The sequence below is a fragment of the Flavobacterium sp. RHBU_24 genome, from assembly GCF_046613695.1.
Taxonomy (GTDB): domain Bacteria; phylum Bacteroidota; class Bacteroidia; order Flavobacteriales; family Flavobacteriaceae; genus Flavobacterium.
Map to the genome: position 1 here is coordinate 126,338 of NZ_JBKJHD010000005.1, position 19,073 is coordinate 145,410.

At 46.5% G+C, this 19,073-nt stretch carries 14 protein-coding genes; 8 read left to right on the forward strand and 6 right to left on the reverse strand.

Annotated features, from left to right (window positions below; all coding sequences use genetic code 11):
- Nucleotides 1-355 precede the first annotated feature (355 nt).
- Complete coding sequence (locus ACLI09_RS07330) at nt 356-1,717, forward strand: hydroxymethylglutaryl-CoA synthase family protein (protein ID WP_411418949.1); 1,362 nt, start codon at nt 356-358, stop codon at nt 1,715-1,717.
- 221 nt (nt 1,718-1,938) lie between these two features.
- On the opposite strand, the gene ACLI09_RS07335 is transcribed toward ACLI09_RS07330, so the two are convergent.
- The 3 genes from ACLI09_RS07335 to ACLI09_RS07345 all read right to left on the reverse strand — a co-directional run bounded on the left by ACLI09_RS07335 (nt 1,939) and on the right by ACLI09_RS07345 (nt 5,240).
- Nucleotides 1,939-2,703, reverse strand: a complete 765-nt coding sequence (locus ACLI09_RS07335) for an amidohydrolase (protein ID WP_411418950.1) — start codon at nt 2,701-2,703, stop codon at nt 1,939-1,941.
- Between the two features lie 55 nt (nt 2,704-2,758).
- Nucleotides 2,759-3,607, reverse strand: coding sequence for an alpha/beta hydrolase (locus ACLI09_RS07340; RefSeq protein ID WP_411418951.1), 849 nt, complete (start codon nt 3,605-3,607; stop codon nt 2,759-2,761).
- A 232-nt stretch (nt 3,608-3,839) separates the two neighbouring features.
- The gene (locus tag ACLI09_RS07345) at nt 3,840-5,240 is read right to left on the reverse strand and encodes a glycoside hydrolase family 30 protein (protein ID WP_411418952.1); all 1,401 of its coding nucleotides are present in this window, start codon (nt 5,238-5,240) and stop codon (nt 3,840-3,842) included.
- 253 nt (nt 5,241-5,493) lie between these two features.
- Here ACLI09_RS07345 and ACLI09_RS07350 point away from each other — a divergent pair, with 253 nt between their 5' ends.
- On the forward strand, nt 5,494-8,349 hold the full coding sequence (locus tag ACLI09_RS07350) for a triple tyrosine motif-containing protein (RefSeq protein ID WP_411418953.1): 2,856 nt from the start codon (nt 5,494-5,496) through the stop codon (nt 8,347-8,349).
- Nucleotides 8,350-8,396: 47 nt separating this feature from the next.
- Here ACLI09_RS07350 and ACLI09_RS07355 read toward each other — a convergent pair whose 3' ends face one another.
- The 3 genes from ACLI09_RS07355 to ACLI09_RS07365 form a co-directional block, all read right to left on the reverse strand.
- Nucleotides 8,397-10,013 (reverse strand): Ig-like domain-containing protein, encoded by a 1,617-nt coding sequence (locus ACLI09_RS07355; protein WP_411418954.1) that lies wholly within the window; start codon nt 10,011-10,013, stop codon nt 8,397-8,399.
- 305 nt (nt 10,014-10,318) lie between these two features.
- Complete coding sequence (locus ACLI09_RS07360) at nt 10,319-11,002, reverse strand: ComF family protein (protein WP_411418955.1); 684 nt, start codon at nt 11,000-11,002, stop codon at nt 10,319-10,321.
- Between the two features lie 16 nt (nt 11,003-11,018).
- Nucleotides 11,019-12,359, reverse strand: coding sequence for an ATP-binding protein (locus ACLI09_RS07365; RefSeq protein WP_411418956.1), 1,341 nt, complete (start codon nt 12,357-12,359; stop codon nt 11,019-11,021).
- Nucleotides 12,360-12,479: 120 nt separating this feature from the next.
- On the opposite strand from ACLI09_RS07365, the gene ACLI09_RS07370 reads away from it, so the two are divergent.
- From ACLI09_RS07370 to proC, 6 genes are all read left to right on the forward strand, one after another.
- Entirely contained in the window at nt 12,480-13,136 is a 657-nt protein-coding gene (locus ACLI09_RS07370; protein ID WP_411418957.1) for a hypothetical protein, read from the forward strand.
- Nucleotides 13,137-13,190: 54 nt separating this feature from the next.
- Nucleotides 13,191-16,499 carry a transcription-repair coupling factor gene (gene mfd / locus ACLI09_RS07375; protein WP_411419040.1) on the forward strand — a complete coding sequence of 1,103 codons (3,309 nt, stop codon included), beginning with the start codon at nt 13,191-13,193 and terminating at the stop codon, nt 16,497-16,499.
- Nucleotides 16,500-16,760: 261 nt separating this feature from the next.
- Nucleotides 16,761-17,093, forward strand: a complete 333-nt coding sequence (locus ACLI09_RS07380; RefSeq protein ID WP_411418958.1) for a DUF2314 domain-containing protein — start codon at nt 16,761-16,763, stop codon at nt 17,091-17,093.
- 26 nt (nt 17,094-17,119) lie between these two features.
- A complete protein-coding gene (locus ACLI09_RS07385) occupies nt 17,120-17,575 on the forward strand; it encodes a hypothetical protein (RefSeq protein WP_411418959.1) in 456 nt (151 codons plus the stop codon).
- 55 nt (nt 17,576-17,630) lie between these two features.
- Nucleotides 17,631-17,789: a hypothetical protein gene (locus ACLI09_RS07390; protein ID WP_411418960.1), complete on the forward strand. Its 159-nt coding sequence runs from the start codon at nt 17,631-17,633 to the stop codon at nt 17,787-17,789.
- Between the two features lie 173 nt (nt 17,790-17,962).
- Nucleotides 17,963-18,739 (forward strand): pyrroline-5-carboxylate reductase, encoded by a 777-nt coding sequence (gene proC / locus ACLI09_RS07395; RefSeq protein ID WP_411418961.1) that lies wholly within the window; start codon nt 17,963-17,965, stop codon nt 18,737-18,739.
- Nucleotides 18,740-19,073: the final 334 nt, after the last annotated feature.

Consider the following 19,073-nt stretch of genomic DNA (forward strand, 5'->3'; position numbering starts at 1 on the left):
AGTGGATTAATTTTAAACTATTATCAACTTAAAAATAAATTATGTGTTTTTTTATCCTAAAAAAAGTTTAAATAATGCAAAAAAACCAAATCAACACAAAACCCATACTGAAAACTACAGCGATTTAGTAAACCGTAAAACATCAAAAGCCGGTTTTATTTACGCTAAAATCCTACTTTCACGCCGATTGAAAAATCTTAGCGCGCAGTTAAGCCTAATACTCCCCTAAATTTATACAACTGTGCGGGTAAGTGTGTGCTTTTTCGCTAAATACAAGCCAGTAACAAAATGATGATTTTAATGCAATGCAAGCCTAAAACCGCTAAATTTGCAATTCTTTAAAAAACTGTAACCAATGAACACCGGTATAGACGCTATTGCCTACGATATTGCCAAGATACATTTACCCATACGCACCCTTGCCGAAGCCCGTAATATAGAGGCCGATAAGCTTGAAAAAGGCCTGGGCCTGCTGAAAATGACCCTGCCCGATACCCACCAGGATACCGTGGTTTTTGCCGCCAATGCGCTTACCCGCCTTATTGCCGACAATAACATTGACCCAAACGACATAGCACGCATATATGTGGGCACCGAAAGCGGCATAGACAACTCTAAGCCCATAGGCTCTTTTGTTATCAGCCTGATGGAGCAACTGCACGGCCACAACTCGTTCCTGCATTGCGATACCGTAGATTTTACCTTTGCCTGCATAGGCGCCGTAGATGCCCTGCACAACTGCATCGACTTTGTGCGCCTTAACCCCGGCAAAAAAGCCGTGGTTATTGCCAGCGACATAGCAAAGTACGATCTGGAGTCTACCGGCGAATATACCCAGGGTGCCGGTGCCGTAGCACTGCTTGTTACCGAGAACCCACGCATTATAGCCTTTGATAATAACTGGGCCGTAAGCGCTAAAGGCGTGTTCGACTTCTTTAAGCCCTACCGTACTCTTGCCAAAAAGGAGATTACTAATATTGAGGCTAACGAGCCGTGGTTTGGCAACCTTGAGGCGCACATAGAAATACACAAAGACCAGCCGGTTTTTGACGGCCAGTACAGTAATACCGTGTATACCGAGCGTACACGCGAAGCCTATTATTCGTTTAAGGCACTTACAAAAACCGCAGGTTCATTATACAGCACCTGGGAGAGCATCATCATGCACCTGCCCTACGCGTTCCAGGGGCGCCGTATGTTTTCTGAAATTTTTGCGCTCGACGCGGAAATACCGCTACTTACCGGAGATGAAGCCCCGGCCGACTTTGCCACACGTATTAAAGAAATTAGCAAAAGCGACGATTACAGGGCTTTTGTAAACCAAAAACTGCAACCGGCCGAACCCGCCTCATCGCTCATTGGCAACCTCTATACCGGTTCTATATTTATGGGATTGCTGAGCGCCCTTGTGGTAAAAGCGGAACAGGGCATAGACATAACCGGCACTGCCTTTGGCTTTTTGGCTTACGGAAGCGGCTCTAAGAGCAAGGCATTCCAGGGGGTGATACAGCCCGGGTGGAAGGCCGCCGCCGAAAAAGCACGCCTGTTCCAAACGCTGGAAACCAGCACTGCCATAGACTTTGAAACCTATAATAAGCTCCACAAAAAAGAACTGGATTACAGCGTAAAAGCCCCCGTGAACGAGTGGATTTTAGACAAGATAGAAACCGAACTGCCCAACCTTACCGGCGCGCGCTATTACCGTTTTGTAGAATAGTTTTTGGTAATGCGGTGAATACGGTAATCTGGCTGTTCGATGTAACGCGGATGACGCGGATTGAGCGGGTAAGCGCGGGATTTCACTGATGGTTACTACTGAGAGAAGCTGTTCCCATCTTCGGGAGGGGTTAGGGGTGTGTTTTTCTAAAACAGCTACCACCTTTATTTTATTGTAACCCAAAGATTCCCAAAGCGGCCCAAAGTTGCCGAAAGAAACAATCAATATCTTATCTCAAAGTCATCCCTGTCGTCCAGGAATGAAAACCGTTTACGTGTGGCGGCAAGGGCTTCCTTATCCAGCACCACGGTAAATACACCGTTGGCTTCGGTGGGCTCCAGCAGGTAATTGCCCAAGGCATCCAGCGCCTGTGAGTGGCCTGTATACCCGTGGCCGTTGCCGTCTTCCCCCGTCCTGTTAACCCCTATGGTGTAGCTAAGGTTTTCTATGGCACGGGCGCGCAGCAGCGTGTCCCACGCCGTGGTGCGCACCTGGGGCCAGTTGGCCACATACAGCAGCACATCATAACCCTCGGTATTGCGTGAAAATACCGGGAAGCGGAGGTCGTAGCACACAAGCGGGCATATCTTCCAGCCTTTATAGTCTACAATCAGCTTTTCTGTACCGGGGGTATAAAATTTATCTTCACCGGCGTATGTAAACAGGTGGCGTTTATTATACGTTTTTATGGTACCGTCCGGGTACACAAAAAACAGACGGTTATAGTACCTGCCCTCTTCCTCAATAACCAGGCTGCCGGTTATGGCTACGTTTTTCGCCATGGCGGTTTCCACCATCCACTGTACCGTGGGCCCATCCATGGTTTCGGCAACCGCCTCCGGGTTCATGCTAAACCCTGTGGCAAACATTTCGGGCAGTACAATAAGGTCGGTATCGGTAATGCTGCCCAGTAATGCGGTAAACTGTTTGCGGTTTTCGGCAGCGTTTTCCCACGCCAGGGCCGTTTGTATAAGGGAGATTTTCATCTTGATTTGTTTGCCCCTAATTTCACTAATTTTTATCGATAATCAAAGCGTATTATTAATGCTTTAGCAGCTTAAATGCATTGAGCACGGCCTGGTGCATAATGGTGGCATGGTCTTCCCCCGGCAGGTAGTCAAAAATAATTTTTACCGATGTGCTTTTACCTGATTTTATTTTGTCTGCCAGGACATTCGCGTCCACTTCCATCACACGCGGAATGGTGGTAGGTGTTAACCCTTCTTTACCCACACCAATATAAACTTCTACAGGCTGGTTAAACCCGGCAGACAGTATGGCCGGCTGCATGCCCAGGAGCGAACCGTTGTCCCACCACAGGCTGGGGCTTATAATAATGTACCGGTTAAAAAGTTCAGGCTTCCGGAATAATATTTCGGTTTCTAAAAGCCCGCCCAGCGACTGCCCGACAATGGTTTTCGAACCGGAGGTTTTATAGCTTGTAGCTATATATGGCTGCAATTCCTGTACTATAAAGGCAATAAACCTATCCGAATGCCCTGCCTCCGGGTACGCTTTTTTCTGCTCGGCAACCGTTGTGGTAAAGGTATAGTCGCGCCTACGGTTTACGGTAGCTATCCCCACCACGATTGACTTAGGCAAATAATTTACCCATTCAAACCCTGCATATTGCACAATGCCGCAGATGTGTATAAAATCTTCATCCATCGAGCCGTCCAGCAAATAAATTACAGGGTACCTCAGGCTGTCTTTAGCGTTGTATCCTTCCGGCAGATAAATATTGAGCAGCCGCGCTTCGCCCAGTATTTTTGACTGTAAAACGGCCTGGTGTCCAATGGTAATGGGTGTGGTTAAACTGCCCGGCTTTTGCGCCCTGCAGGGCAGCTGCAGTACAAACAAAAGGAAAAAGATGTGCGTAATGTTTTTCATATTCTAACTGTGAGGGGTAAAGTTAGTAAATGTAGCGAAAAGTATGTAGTGGCCTCCCGCCTTGCATTTCTGATGGGCGCAAATAAAAAAAACCGGTAACCCTCACTGTTACCGGCCTTTTCCGAGTACCAACCTAAACTCTACTTATGAATAACTACATTAGTCCAAAATACGTTAACCTTAATTACAAAGTGTACGGCTTTGGGCCTGTATATTTTAAAATCATTTCTACTTACAGCTGAAGGGTAGCTACCCCACCTGCTTTCAGGGTCAGCGTTGTCTTCTTGCTCCCGGCAACAACGTCTATGGTTTTTGCTTCACCTGTTGTATTCTGAATGATGGCGACTATCTTACCCGCCGGGGTTTTGTATGCCACATTGGGCAAGCCCTCTGTTACGTTGCTTTCTACACGCACAGAGCCCGACGGCACAAACTTACTGGCCTGCGCGATGATGTAGTAGGCCGGCTCCCGCGTTACGGTATCTCCGGTTATGGTTACCGCGCCCAGGCAGCGGTCGCATCCGCCACGGTCAGTATGCGGATCCTGGTGCTCATCGGCGGCAAGGTTCCATTCCAGCACGGTTTTGCACCAGTTGCGCGGTGCGCCTATTATCAGGTTCTCTATGTGCCAGTTAAATTCTTTGTCAAATTTGCCCGGGGCACCCACCCACTGCTCTGTAAAATACAGGTTTTTATCAGGGTGGGCATCGTGCACCTTACTTATGGCATTTACCGTACCCCCGTAGAGGTGAAACGCCGACCCGTCAATATACTGTGCTGCCCGGGCATCATCAAGTATCGAGATGGGGTAATCGGGCCTGTCGGCATTGTGGTCATAAATAATGATTTTGGTTTGGATATTGTTTTTGGAAAAGGCTGCCCCCAGGTGGTCGCGCACAAATACCTTCTGGGCATCGGCGGGCATTAACAAACTGGGATTATTACCGGGGTGTAACGGTTCGTTCTGTACGGTCAGGGCATCTATCGTAATGCCGTTTTTCTTCATTTCCTGTATGTACCTCACCAGATATTTGGCGTAGGCCGGGTAAAATTCAGGCTTCAGGCTGCCGCCGCGGGTATCGCCGTTGTCTTTCATCCATACGGGTGGCGACCAGGGCGAGCCCAGTATTTTTATCTGCGGGTTGAGTGCCAGTATCTCCTGTAGCACAGGTATCAGGTATTTTTTGTCATAACCCAGGTCAAATTTCGCAAGGTTTTCGTCGGTTTCCCCTTTAGGAAGGTCGTCATACGAAAACACCTGTTCGTCAAGGTCAGATGCGCCCACACTGATGCGCAGGTAGCTTACCCCAATATCATTTGTGCCGTTGCCAAAAAGTTCCTGCAACAAGGCAGCCCTTGCCGGTGCACTCATTTTAGATATGTGCAGCGCGCTGCCGCCCGTTAGCGTGTAGCCAAACCCATCCATGGTTTGATAGGTAACCGAAGGATTAATCATTACCTGAACGTGCGAAGGGTCGGGCGCGGCAGTGGTTTCCTGCTTTGCCAGCAGCATCGATTTATCGGGCATGGTTACCCAGGCGGTTGCGGTTTTACTTGCACATGATGAAAAAAGGGCGGCTATGGTGAGGGCAAAAATTTTATATATGCCCCTGCCGCTAATAAATGTATACATAGTTAATAGTACTGCTATATCAGTATCCTGCAAATCTAAAACAGGTAATGGCTACATTTATTTTTTCATCTTCACTTTGATTACGCCATACTCATTTATGGCACTCAAATAATTCACTTATTTTTATAATCATATTTATATCAATATATTAAATAGAAATAAAATATACACTTTTATAAATTAAAATAAAGTAATGTATCGTGGTTTATAGTACATTTACATCATTTGTTATATCCTCGTATTGTAGATTGACATGCATAAACTTATTTTAACATTTATATCCACCTGCCTTTCTGTTTTGGCATTCGCGCAAAATGCCGTAAAGCTGAAAATTTATGAAAAATCCGATTTTATGGCCGACAGCCAGTTCTGGTCGGTTTGCGAAGGGAATGACGGGGTAATGTACTTTGGCAATAATGACGGTGTATTGGTTTTTGATGGCGAACACTGGCAAAAGATTATACTGCCCAACAATTCGTCGGTACGCAGCCTTTCACAGGGCATGGATGGCACTATATATGCAGGAGGTTATAACGAGGCAGGGATTATATCACGGGCAAAAGACGGCAGATATGAATATCGGTCAATACTCAAAGAATTGCAACCGGAAGGCCGCAACCTCGAAAATATATGGGGCATTGAACACCTGGGCAACCGGGTGCTGTTTTGTGCCTACAGTGAGATTATTGTGCTTACCGGCAGGGCCGCCACCCGCCTGCCCTCCTCTACCGCTTTTACCTATTCGGCAGTGGTTAACAATAACTACTATGTAGCCGAAAGTGGCCACGGCATACTTACACTTCAGCCCAGCAGCAATACATTGCTCATGGCGTTCCCGGCGACGGGGTTTAACAATGAAGATGTAGCCGAAATTTTACCCGGGGGAAAACAGGGCGCGCTACTGGTGGTTACCGTGCAGGGCGGTATTTATTACGGCGAACTGGCAACCGGCAAAATAACCCTGCTAAACCGCTGTTTCCCGGCAGGTGACGGCAGTGTGGGCGCCGCCCTTAAAAACCCTGACGGCAGCATATATATAGGCACGGTTAACGAAGGGCTGATTTCGGTTAACCGCATGGGGCAAACGAATTATAACCCCGATGGCTTTGCGCCGCTTAAGGATGGCGTAGTGCAAAAGCTCTACCGCACCACAGATGGCAATATGTGGATACTGCAAAACAACGGCCTTGCCTATGCCGATTACCATTCGCCCTACCGGCAGCTGTTTAACCGGGCATCGGTATATGACGCGCTGCCCGTTAAAGACAGCCTCTACATAGCCACCACGCAGGGCATATACTATGCTGCCGATGCGGGAAATAACTTTACCAAAGTAAGCAACCTGCAGGGGCAGGCCTGGACGGTACAAAAAGCGTCGGGCGACATAATAGCCTGCCATGATACCGGGCTGTATAAAATTGTACACGGCAGCGCGGTACAGATAGGCGCGGTAAGCGGCTTCTGGAAGATAAACCCCGTAGCCGGTAAGCCCGGTTTTTACCTGGCTTCGCAATACAATGGCTTGTACCTGCTTGAAAAAAAAGGAAAGGAATGGCTGTTGCACCCCAAGATAGCGGGCTTTAATGAGTCGGCACGCGATATCCTCCCCGCCGATGAGCCACACACCTACTGGGTGTGCCACGGCTACCAGGGCGTTTTCCGGCTGCGTATTAATGCTGCGTACAACCGGGTAAGCTCGGTAGATCATTTTACCAATAAAAACGGGCTGAAAAATTCCTTCAATGTAAATGTGTTCCGCTGGCAGGGAAAGGTGGTATTTACTACTAATAATGGCATCTATACCTTTGATAATACCACTAACCGTTTTGTGCCCTACCAGAAGCTAAACAGCCTGCTGGACCCTACACTCAATACCCGGAAAATACTGCAATATGGAAGCCGTACCTGGTTTGTACAGGACGATGAAGCCGGCTACTTTGATATCAGCCAGCCTGTACCCGAGCCGCGCAAGGACATCTTCCTGAACCTTAAAGGCACCTTTAACCGCGGTATGGAGTGCCTGGTGCCGCTGCCCGGTGATAAAATGCTTTTTGGCACCACAGACGGCCTGTTTTTATACAGTATAAAGAATCCTGGCAACCCGGCTGGTATTAGCACAGCCATAACACAGGTAAGCTACACCCGCAGGCAAAAACAGGAGCTGCTGCACACGGCATCGGGTAAAGGTGCCATAGAGTTGCCCAACAAAACGGACATACTCCGGTTTGATTTTGCCGTGCCAAAAATGGCTAAGGGTACCCGTATACAATACAGTTATATACTGGAGGGCAGCGAGCAGGAATGGAGCCCCTGGCAAAACCAGCCGTTTAAGGAATATACCCACCTGGGGCCCGGCACCTATACCTTTAAGGTAAAGAGCCGCAATACCGCCGGCATAGTGGGCGGCGAGGCGGCGTATAGGTTTACCGTGCTACCCGAATGGTACCAAACCACACTGGCCTATATACTGTATGGTGTACTGTCGCTGCTGGTAATGTATGGCATCAGGCTGCTGATAAAACGCCGCATACGGTATGAAAAGGCCAAGAGCGCCCGCGAGGCCGAAAGCAGCCGCCGCCTGCTGGAGCTGGAAGTGGCGCAGCTAAAATTGCAACGCGACAAGGATGCCGCAATCAGGGATAAGGCAGCGCTGGAAGAAGATGTGATAAATAAGAGTAAGGAACTGGCCAACTATACCATGCTGCTGGTGCAGAAAAAAGATGTTTTTGCCGAAATTACCGACGACCTCAAGGAACTGAAAAACTATGTGCGCAACGAGGAAAGCCGGAAGAAGCTGCTGGATATTTTCCAGAAGCTGAACCGACACCGCGTGGGCGAGGAGTATATGGAGGTGTTTGATGTGCATTTTGAAAAAGTGCACCACAACTTTTTTGAAGGGCTTAAGGCCCTTAGCCCGTCCCTCACCCAGCGGGAGCTGCGCCTGTGCGCCTTTGTAAAAATGGGCCTTACCAATAAGGAGATTGCGCCCTTGCTGGGCATATCGCTGCGCGGGGTAGAAAATGCGCGTTACCGCATCCGTAAAAAGCTGGATGTGGCTAACGAAGATAACTTTGCGGCGTTCCTGGAAGGGGTGGGAAGCGAAACCTGACTGTAGCAACCATGCGTAATGCTGTATTGCCGGATGGCAGCAAAGCACTACCCCCCGGCGGGGAACGGCTGCTCTACATCCCAGTTGGCACGCACATCTATCTGCTTGGGAAAATAAATAACCTCTTCGGGCTGTAGTTTTTTAAAGTAGTTGCCGGTATCCCACACGCGGTTCTTGTTATCATCATAAATAATACGCAGCGTATAGGTATTGGGCTCTATGGCCTCAAAGTTTATTTTGGGGTCGCCGTCTGATGTGGCTGTGGCGTATAACTTGCCCTTAGCATCGGTAATTTCTACAATAACGGGCCATCGCTTTACCTTTTCGAGGGTAACCACCAGGTTGCCAAAATCGGCATACGGCCGTGTGGACAGCTTATAGCTGAGCGTATCGTTTTGCGTATCATAAAAATCGGTAAACGCACCGGGCAGCATTACAAAGCTGTACTTCTGGTTTTCGTCTTTCTTAAAATCAAAGTCCAGCCGCTGCTCAAAGGCATCATATTTATACGTAAACGGCACGGCGGCAGAATCTTTATCTATAAGCGAAATCTTTGCCGCATCAATCTGCGTCAGCGGCGTTTTCGCCTTCAGCATAAAGCGTTCGCGAAAGGTAAGCCCGCCTTTTTGCACGGCCTCTATTTGTAGTGAGTCGGCCTCTTTTAATTCCTTAATTTTGGTAATAAACGATTTCAGCGTGTCTTTCTGCTTTATTTGCACCTGTAGCGAATCTGCCGTAATTCCGCGGGGCAGCCACAGTTGCAGCGAGTCTTTATCCGGTAATTTGGTCAGCAGGCTTTTTATGGCTTCTCCGTTCGTGCCGTGCTTGACCGTAGCGGTTACGGTGCTGTCGGCAGCGCCCTCATACGGCACAAACAGTCTGTTAGCCGTTTCCTGAACCGGCTTTTTGCCATCAAAATCAAGCGTTTCCTTAAACAGTTCCAGCGAAAAAATGGTATCGTTAGGCACCTCAACCGGGTCTTTTAAAAACGCCAGCTTGTCTGATTTCGGGTTGTAGATATAGTTATTGGCTACATCCTTCATGGCAAAAATATAGTACTTGCCCGCCTTAAGGTTTTGCAGGCTGAAAAGCGTGAGGCTGTCCAGCGTATTGGTTACATACCGCGGTTTTTTCTTATATATGGTGCTGTCGGTAAAGGTTTCGTTTGCCTCATACAGCATTATGGTAACAAAGTTGTCGGTCTTGGTATCGTGTGCATCCTTAATGGTGCCGCCCAACGCCAGCGAATCGATATACGCGCCCGTAGAAAACACAAAGCGGAACTGCGAATAGGGGTTGCCCTCGTTGTTATCGGTAATGCTCTGCCCAAAGTTAAAGCTGTAGGTAGTGTTTTCCTTAAGGGTATCTTTTATCCTGATGTTGATGAATTTGCTCGCGCTCCCCGCCGGCATAATTACCGGGGGCGTATCCATAGGTGGCGAAATGATGAGTTGCTTGTTTACATCTTTTATCTTGATGTACTCGTCAAAATCGATGTGTATTTCGCTGCCGGTAAAGTTGGTCGTCATGTTACGGGGCGAACTGCTAACCAGCGTGGGCGGAATGGTATCTTTAGGCCCGCCGGTAATAGAGCCGCGTTTTGCGCAGGCGGTAAGGCACAGCGCCGCCAGCACAAAATATATATAGAGTTTGTTTTTAAGCATAATCTGGAATTGTAACGGCAAAATAACGATTATATTTAGTGACGTGGAACTATTTTGCCCAAAATTTAAACTGTTGGGGTGTTCTTAATATAACTGTTCAGAAGATTTTACTGGATATTTTTACCACAAAGGCACAAGGATTTTCACAAGGGACACAAAGCTGCCTGGACAATTACCGGGCTGAATGGACACACCCGGGGGCAATGCCCGAACTGAAGTAAAGCTTTGTGTTCTTCCGCCGAAGGCGGTTTTCGTTGTGCACTTAGTGAAATCCTTGTGCCTTTGTGGTAAAATTAAAACAGACTTTAACTCTGCGCGAAAGCTATCGTTACTATACTAAGCCGTGCGCCGGGAATTTGCAGCAGCAGTTTGCCGCAGGCTTCTAATGTAGCGCCTGTGGTAATTACATCGTCTATAAGCAAAAAGTGCTTACCGTAATCGGCGTCATCGTAATCTACTTCAAAAGCGCTGCCGATAATCTGGGCGCGCATTTCGCGGTTCTTTTTCGTCTGGGTTTTAGTATAAGAAGCACGGAGTAGTATGCTATCAGTATAGGGCACATCCATCCCGGCGGATAGCGCTTTACCAAACTCCGCCACCTGGTTGTAGCCGCGTTCCCGAAGCTTGCGCGGGTGCAGCGGCACGGGTATGATATCCGTCACGGTTTGCAGCTCCGGCACCTGTTTGAGCAGCGGGGCATACCACTCGCCCATAAGCCTGCCCACGGCCTGTTGCTTACGGTACTTAAGGTTATGTATCATTTGCTGTACCATACCCTCTTTATGAAAATACACTAAAGACGATGCGTGCTCCAGCTCCAGCCTGCCGTAGAACTTTTGGGCGGTTTCGTTAGCCGGGTGGCGGTAGTGCTGGGTATAGGGCATGTCGTGCCGGCATGCGGTGCAAATCGTGTCTTCGCTTTCCAGCAACAGGGCATCGCAACCGCAACAGGTTACGGGGTATAGGAGATTGATGAGGGATTTTAGCATTGGGACACGTTCATTACTATAAATCCTCAAAATCGCCAAAATCAAAATCACCAAAATCGTCCTTGAAAACTCTTTGTGCTAGAATTAATTCTTCTTTTAAAACATTCTTAAAATCTTGTTTAAATTCTATTGCTTTTGGATTTTCAATCTTTAAAGAACATTGTACGTAAGCTTTGATAAAAGGATTAGAAAAATAATATGTATTATGATTAGCATTGAATCTTAATATTTCTGACCTCTCCGGTTGAGTAAATTCTTCAATATACTTTCTTAAATTATTACCTTTGTAATTAACATTCCCATTTTGGATACTTTCTTTGAGTTCTAAAATTGAAAAGTTATCTTTTCCCAAGGTAACTATATAACCAAGAAGATCTAATGGATTCTCATTTTTACGAGGATGTACAACTTTCGTCGCTTGCTCAAAAATAGCTTTAAGCGAATCCGAATTTTCTTCTAAATATTCATCCATGGCCTCATTAAATTTTTGAGCCTGAATTCTTTTTTGACTACTTTGGGTTTTAAAAATTTCATCCAATTCACAAAGTAGTAAACATAGTTGATGTGTAACTGCGGGCAATCCGCTTGAATATGTAACTATACGATTTGTAACGTTTTCTGAGAATTTAATGTTTAATAGTCTTTCGCCTGTTTCAATTATTCTTTTGAGAGTATCATGTGACATTAAAGGAACTTCTATTTCTGAAATCCTGCTCCTCATTTCTGAGTCATATTGAACGACTTCTCTGGCAGAGTTAACGGCTCCTATTGCTATAATTTTTAAATTGGAAAACTCTGTTGAAGCATCCATAAAAACTTTCATTATCTGAGCCATTTGCTTTTTATGAGACTCTTCAATTTTATGGAAGTCCTCAATAACCCAAACTAATTCCTTCGATCCAATAAATTTAGCAAGTGTCTGCGGCGTAGTGGGCAACTCAACTACTCTTTTTTGAGAAACTTTGGCATCGCCTTTTGTTTCTGCTTTTAATCCCGCTTTCAAAATCCAAAAAGATGCCTCTAAGTTACCTCCAACAGTATTTGATTCAACATTTTCTTTTTGATGAGGGTAATATACATCAAGCTGATTGAAAGCGTCGATTATGATATCTTGAATCGTCATTCCGCTTATGCAACTTGTCTTAATATAATTAATTTCAAACTCTTTAAGCTTTTTAAAAAGTAATGTAGTCTTACCAACACCTGAAAAGCCATAAATTATTATTTGTTTACCACTTGTTCGAAGCGCTCTATCTATCCTTTTATTGATTTCATTCCGAGCTACAAATGTTACATCAGCTGGCTTACTTGGGGTGAAAATTTCTTCAAGTTTATAAATTTTTCTTTTTTGATCCATTATGTTCGGTTAGTTAATCTAGATTGATGGTTTTACAAGGCTAAAGATATAAAATCACATCTTTTATTTATGAAAAACTTTGGCCTGAGATTTGTAAATTTGCTGTGCAATTAAATAAAAATGAAACACCTCCGCATAGTAACGTTCTTTGGCCTGCTGGCCCTGCTTTTTTCGTGTAACGACGATGCCGGCGCACGCATAGCCGAAAGCAAGCGCACCCAAAAAGTAAATGACTCAATACTTAAAGTGATAGAAAGCAACTGGAAGTTTGATGTAGTGCCGCTGTCGCCCAAGGTGGCCGAACGCATAGGCGGGTGGAACGAGTGGGAACAGTTTAACAGTGAGTTGCAGCAAAAGCCCAAGGGTTCGCTGGATGCCTACAGGCGCAAGGTTACCGTGCTTTCTAAAAAAGTAGACGGGCTGGGGAACAACATCCCCCCGTTTTTTAACAAGCCGCAGGTGCGCAGCCGCATTGGCGTGCTCATTACCCAGGTAAAACAGCTGGAAACTTTTATAGGGCTGGAAACCATCCCCGATAAAAAGGTGGTAGGGCTTATAAACGCCGTTGCCGCCAATGTAAACTCTACCCAGCAACAGTTTGACGAACTCATTCGCTTTAGCGAAATACCTAAGGAAGAGGGCGAAGAGCAGATGATACGCGCGCTGGATACCGCCCGCCTTGCTAACCCCGATGCCATGATGCAGCCCACACAAACCCCGGGGCAGCCTAACCGGCCAATGCCCGGCGGACACGGTGCAGGATACCTTAAACAATAGCCCTTGAAAAACGATATTTTAGATTTATACAGCCAGCACGCCAAAGTAAAGCAGATAGCCGCTGCCGTGCAGCAGCGCGAAGCCAAGATCCAGGTTAAGGGTCTTATAGGCTCATCGCTTAGTTTTGTTACCGCGCCGCTGTTCCGCGAAAGCGAACTGCCGTTCCTCCTCATCTTAAAAGATAAGGAAGAGGCTGCCTATTACCTTAACGACCTTGAGGCGCTGGTGGGCAAAGACGATGTGCTTTTTTACCCCGGCTCCTACCGCCGCCCCTACCAGATAGAAGATACCGATAACGCCAGCGTGCTGCTGCGTGCCGAGGTGCTTAACCGCATTAACAGCCGTAAAAAGCCCGCCATAATAGTATCGTACCCCGAAGCGCTTTTTGAAAAAGTGGTTACCCGTCAGGAACTCGACAAGAATACCCTGAAGATAAGCGTGGGCGAACAGGTATCAATCGACTTTATTAACGAGGTGCTGTTTGAATATGAATTCAGGCGTGTAGACTTTGTTACCGAACCGGGCGAATTCAGCGTGCGCGGGGGTATTGTAGACGTGTTCTCCTTCAGTAACGACAACCCCTACCGTATCGAATTTTTTGGCAACGAGGTAGACAGCATCCGTACATTTGATGTGGCAAGCCAGCTTTCATTGGAAAAGAAGAACAAGATTTCGGTGATGCCGAACATGGAGAATAAATTCCTGAAGGAAAAGCGGGAAAGCTTTTTAGACTACATCAACGAAAAAACAGTATTGCTCATACAAAACACCGATGCGCTTTTGGCACAGCTCGACCTCTTCTTCAGCAAAGCAGTTGAAGCGTTTGATAAACTGAGCAAAGACGTTAAGCACGCTTCGCCGGAAGAACTGTTTGTAAACCAGCAGGTATTTGTAAAAAAAGCGCTGGACTTTACCATAGTAGAATTAGCAAACACCGCCATTTTCAAGACACAAAAGACATTTGAATTCCACATACAGCCGCAGCCGTCGTTCAACAAGCAGTTTGATTTATTGCTGGCCAACCTGAGCGAGAACCATGCTAACGGCTATAAAAACTACATTTTCTGCGCGAATGAGCCACAGGCCAAGCGCTTCCACGATATTTTTGAAAGCCTGGATGAGGCCAGCCACGAAGACATACGTAAACAATACAAAACGGTTGTTTTTCCTATTTATGAGGGCTTTATCGACGAGGAAAACCAGATTGTGTGCTATACCGACCACCAGATTTTTGAGCGCTACCACAAGTTCAGCATCAAGAACGGCTACAGCAAAAAAGGCACCATCACGCTTAAGGAACTTAACTCGCTGTCCGTAGGCGATTACGTAACGCACATCGACCACGGTATAGGTAAATTTGGCGGGCTGCAAAAAATACAGGTCGAGGGCAAAACCCAGGAGGCCATAAAGCTGGTCTATGCTGATAACGACATCGTGTATGTGAGCATCCACTCGCTGCACAAAATATCTAAATACAACGGTAAAGACGGCGCCCCACCCAAGATATACAAGCTGGGTAGCGGTGCCTGGAAAACCCTGAAGAACAAAACCAAGGCACGCGTTAAGAACATTGCCTTTAACCTGATACAGCTGTATGCCAAGCGCAGGCTGGAGAAAGGTTTCCAGTTTGCACCGGACAGCTACTTACAGGCCGAATTGGAGTCATCCTTCATTTATGAAGACACGCCGGACCAGATTACCGCTACCCGCGACGTTAAGGCCGACATGGAAAGCGAGCGCCCTATGGACCGCCTGGTGTGCGGCGACGTGGGCTTTGGCAAGACCGAAGTTGCCATACGGGCCGCTTTTAAAGCGGTAGATAACGGCAAGCAGGTGGCGATACTGGTGCCCACGACTATTTTGGCCTACCAGCATTTCCGCACGTTTAGCGAAAGGCTGAAAGACATGCCCGTTACGGTAAGCTACCTGAACCGTTTCCGCACCGCCAAGCAGAAAAAGGATACACTTGAGGGCCTTGCCGCCGGAAAAGTCGACATACTCATCGGCACGCACCAACTGGTAAACAAGAACGTACAGTTTAAAGACCTGGGCCTGCTGATTGTAGACGAGGAACAGAAATTTGGCGTAAATGTAAAAGACAAACTCAAGACCATCGCCGAAAATATCGACACCCTAACGCTAACGGCAACGCCTATACCAAGGACGCTGCAATTTTCGCTTATGGCGGCAAGGGACTTATCGGTAATCACTACGCCCCCGCCCAACCGCTACCCCATAGAGAGCCACGTGGTGGGCTTTAACGAGGAGGTGATACGCGATGCCATTTCGTATGAAATTCAGCGCGGTGGGCAGGTGTATTTTATCAACAACCGCATAGAGAATATTAAGGAAGTTGCGGGTATGATCCAGCGCCTGGTGCCACACGCCAAAGTGGGCGTGGGCCACGGCCAGATGGACGGCAAAAAGCTGGAGGAACTGATGCTTTCCTTTATGGAAGGGCATTTTGATGTGCTTGTTGCCACCACTATTATAGAAAGCGGGCTGGATGTGCCCAATGCCAATACGATTTTCATTAACAACGCTAATAACTTTGGCCTGTCTGACCTGCACCAGATGCGCGGGCGTGTGGGCCGTAGCAATAAAAAAGCGTTCTGTTACTTTATTACGCCGCCGTACAGCGCCATGACCGAGGAAGCGCGCAAACGCATACAGGCGCTGGAACAATTCAGCGAACTCGGCAGCGGCTTTAACATCGCCATGAAAGACCTTGAGATACGTGGCGCGGGCGACCTGCTGGGCGGTGAGCAAAGCGGTTTCATAAACGAAATAGGCTTTGAAACCTACCAGAAAATAATGAACGAAGCTATAGACGAACTGAAGGAAAACGAGTTTAAAGACCTGTACGATGAAGTAGACGGCGATACCGAAAAAGAGTACGTTAAAGACCTACAGATTGACTCTGATTTTGAACTACTGTTCCCTGATGAGTACATCAACAATATATCGGAAAGGCTGAATTTATATAACGAACTTGGCGCCCTTAAAAACGAGGAGGAGCTTGTCGCTTATGAGCAGAAGTTGGTCGACCGTTTCGGCCCATTGCCCAAGCCTGCACAGGCGCTTATTACCAGTATGCGCATCAAGTGGCTGGCCACGAAGATGGGTATCGAAAAACTGGTACTGAAACAGGGCAAGATGGTGGGCTACTTTGTGGGCGACCAGCAAAGCGCCTACTACCAGAGCGGCATGTTCCACAAGGTGATTAAGTTTGTACAGCAGTACCCTACCGTTGCAAAAATGAAGGAAAAGCAAACCAAAAACGGCCTGCGCCTGCTGCTTACATTTGAGAATGTAAAAACGGTACAAAAAGCGCTGAATATGCTGGGGATGGTGTTTGAATAAGCTGCTGAGTTTCTTAGGGGCTGAGCTGCTAAGATTTTGCAGTAACGCATCGTTAAGGAAAGGACGGGATAAAACGGTTAGACGTGATTTATTAAAGTTAGTTTTGATTAGGTTTTTTCTGTTTATTTGCAATATAAATCAGGCAATCACAAGTTTTTGAATATGACAAAACCAACCATACTCTTTATCCTTTTGACATTTATTATTGGATGTAACCCGCAAAAAAGATCCGCAACCTGGGATCGTGAAAACGTCATAAAGGTGAACAAGAATGACAGCACCCACCTTAGTGCCCAAAGACTGGCACAGGAAAACATGCCTGCGTTTATTGAAATGTTCAACAAAAAGAAAAACCGCTGCAAATTCAATATCAGCGCGCCGTATACCGAAAACGGCCATACTGAAACCATGTGGTTTACGGTAAAGTCGGTTGAAGGTGATGCATTTAATACCGAACTCAATAATGTGCCGTTGCATATAAAAGGCATAAAATTGGGCGACAAAATTAAAATTCAGAAAGACAGCGTTAAAGACTGGATTGTGTCTAAGCACCATAAGGTAATAGCCGGCAATTTTGCCAATGAGGACTTGTAAATAGCGGCAACGTAAACTATAATTGTATGGCATCTGCATTTTGGTATTTAGAAGACGGGCGCGGTTTTGCCAGACGCTGGAGCTCGATGGCTTATATGCTGCGTTTTATAACTGATGAGCTGAAAACTATTAAAGGTGCCGAGGCATTTTATGATTATTTAGAACCTTTTGTTTTTCGAGAAGAAAAAGGCGATGAGTATAACGGCTACGGCGGATTTATTAGGAATGATGAGAGCGTAATGTTCAATTTCGATCTAAGGAGTTTTGCTCCGCAAAATCGGGACTTTTTTTGGATGGCGGCTCAAAATGCCCTGGTTAAATTAATAGTTGCCAATGACAAAGAAAATGAAGGCTTTATCTTCTTACTGACGCAGTTACTCGATATGCACAAACAAATAATCAGAGGAGAAAATCCTATGCTGTTAAACCATCTTACCATTATTGAACCTGAACGGGGTGAAAAATTGGGTCCGGGGTGGTAGTTAATACGAAAACACCCTCCTTTATACCTTAACAATTACCCTAATAGCCAAACCAATGGAAGCTGCACAAAAATTCTCATCATTTGATGAACTTAAAAAAGGAGAAGAAACTGCTACGCAACCATTATGTTCTGATGACGTAAAAGAGTTTCTGGAGTTGATGCGTCAGGGCGAAATTCCTGTTGAATCAAGGCATGTTAAATCAACAAAGTAAATAACCCACAGTCAGCATCCCGTCTTGGCCAAAGGGAACGATAATGCAACTCAACGCATAGGGATTTCTCCCACCATCGAAATCGAAGACCCACGTGTTCCCTCCCCACCGCAGAGCAGTAGAAGAATCCCCGTTACCGGAAAATTATTATCTTTATAAAAATTCCTCATAACATGAACATCCACATAATAGGCGGGGGCAACCTGGGCGCCGCCATAGCCATAGGCCTGGCGCAGTTCACCACAAGCAACAGCATTACTGTAACCCGCCGTAACATACAGCTGATAGCGCACCTTGCCGGGTATGGCATAACAGTTTCGGCAGACAATACCTCAGGCATCGCTAATGCCGATATGGTAGTGCTGGCCATAAAACCATGGCAGGCCGACGCCGTGCTGGATGAAATATTACCACACCTCAACGGCAAAACCATAGCCTCGGCGGCAAGCGGGGTAACGCTGGAACACCTGCATGCTAAAGTAGCGGGCACTAACACCGTGCTGCGCATTATGCCAAATATTGCCGTGCAGTACGGGGCCTCGGCTACCTGCGTTTCTGCAAAGGCGGAAGATGTAAGCAAAACGGGCGCGGTGATGGAACTGTTTGACCGGGTGGGCACATCGGTGCTTATCGACGAAAAGCTTATGGATGCGGCCACGGTACTGGGCGCCTGCGGAACGGCATTTGCCCTGCGCTATATCCGCGCCAGCATGCAGGCCGGTATAGAAATAGGCTTTGACGCAAAAACGGCACTGGCCATAGCCGCGCAAACCGCGCTGGGCGCCACACAAATGCTGCTTAAGGAACAGGCACACCCCGAGCAGCTTATTGATAAGGTAACCACCCCGCAAGGGTGCACCATAGCAGGGCTTAACGAAATGGAGCATGAAGGCTTTAGCTCCTCGCTTATAAAAGGAATAAAAACATCCCTAAAGCAGATTAAAGGCTAAATTTTAGCTATTTATTTAATAAATTAATGCTTTTCATCGGATTTATAGGCTATGTGTCTGTTTAATTTTTTAATCATTAGTAAAATATATTATATTCGCACCATAAAATAGCATTAGTAAAATTTAATTTTACGGTATTTTTGGGGGCCAAAAAAAGGGAAAACTAACCGTTTTCCCTTTTTTATTTTTACGCATGACACAACCACATAATTATTCCGTTACGCCCATGCATCCCGGGGCATTAAAAATCTGAATCAGCTTATAATTTTTGAGATTTATCCGTAACAAAATATTACCGTTATACCATATATTTGTGTCACAAAATTCGCATTTT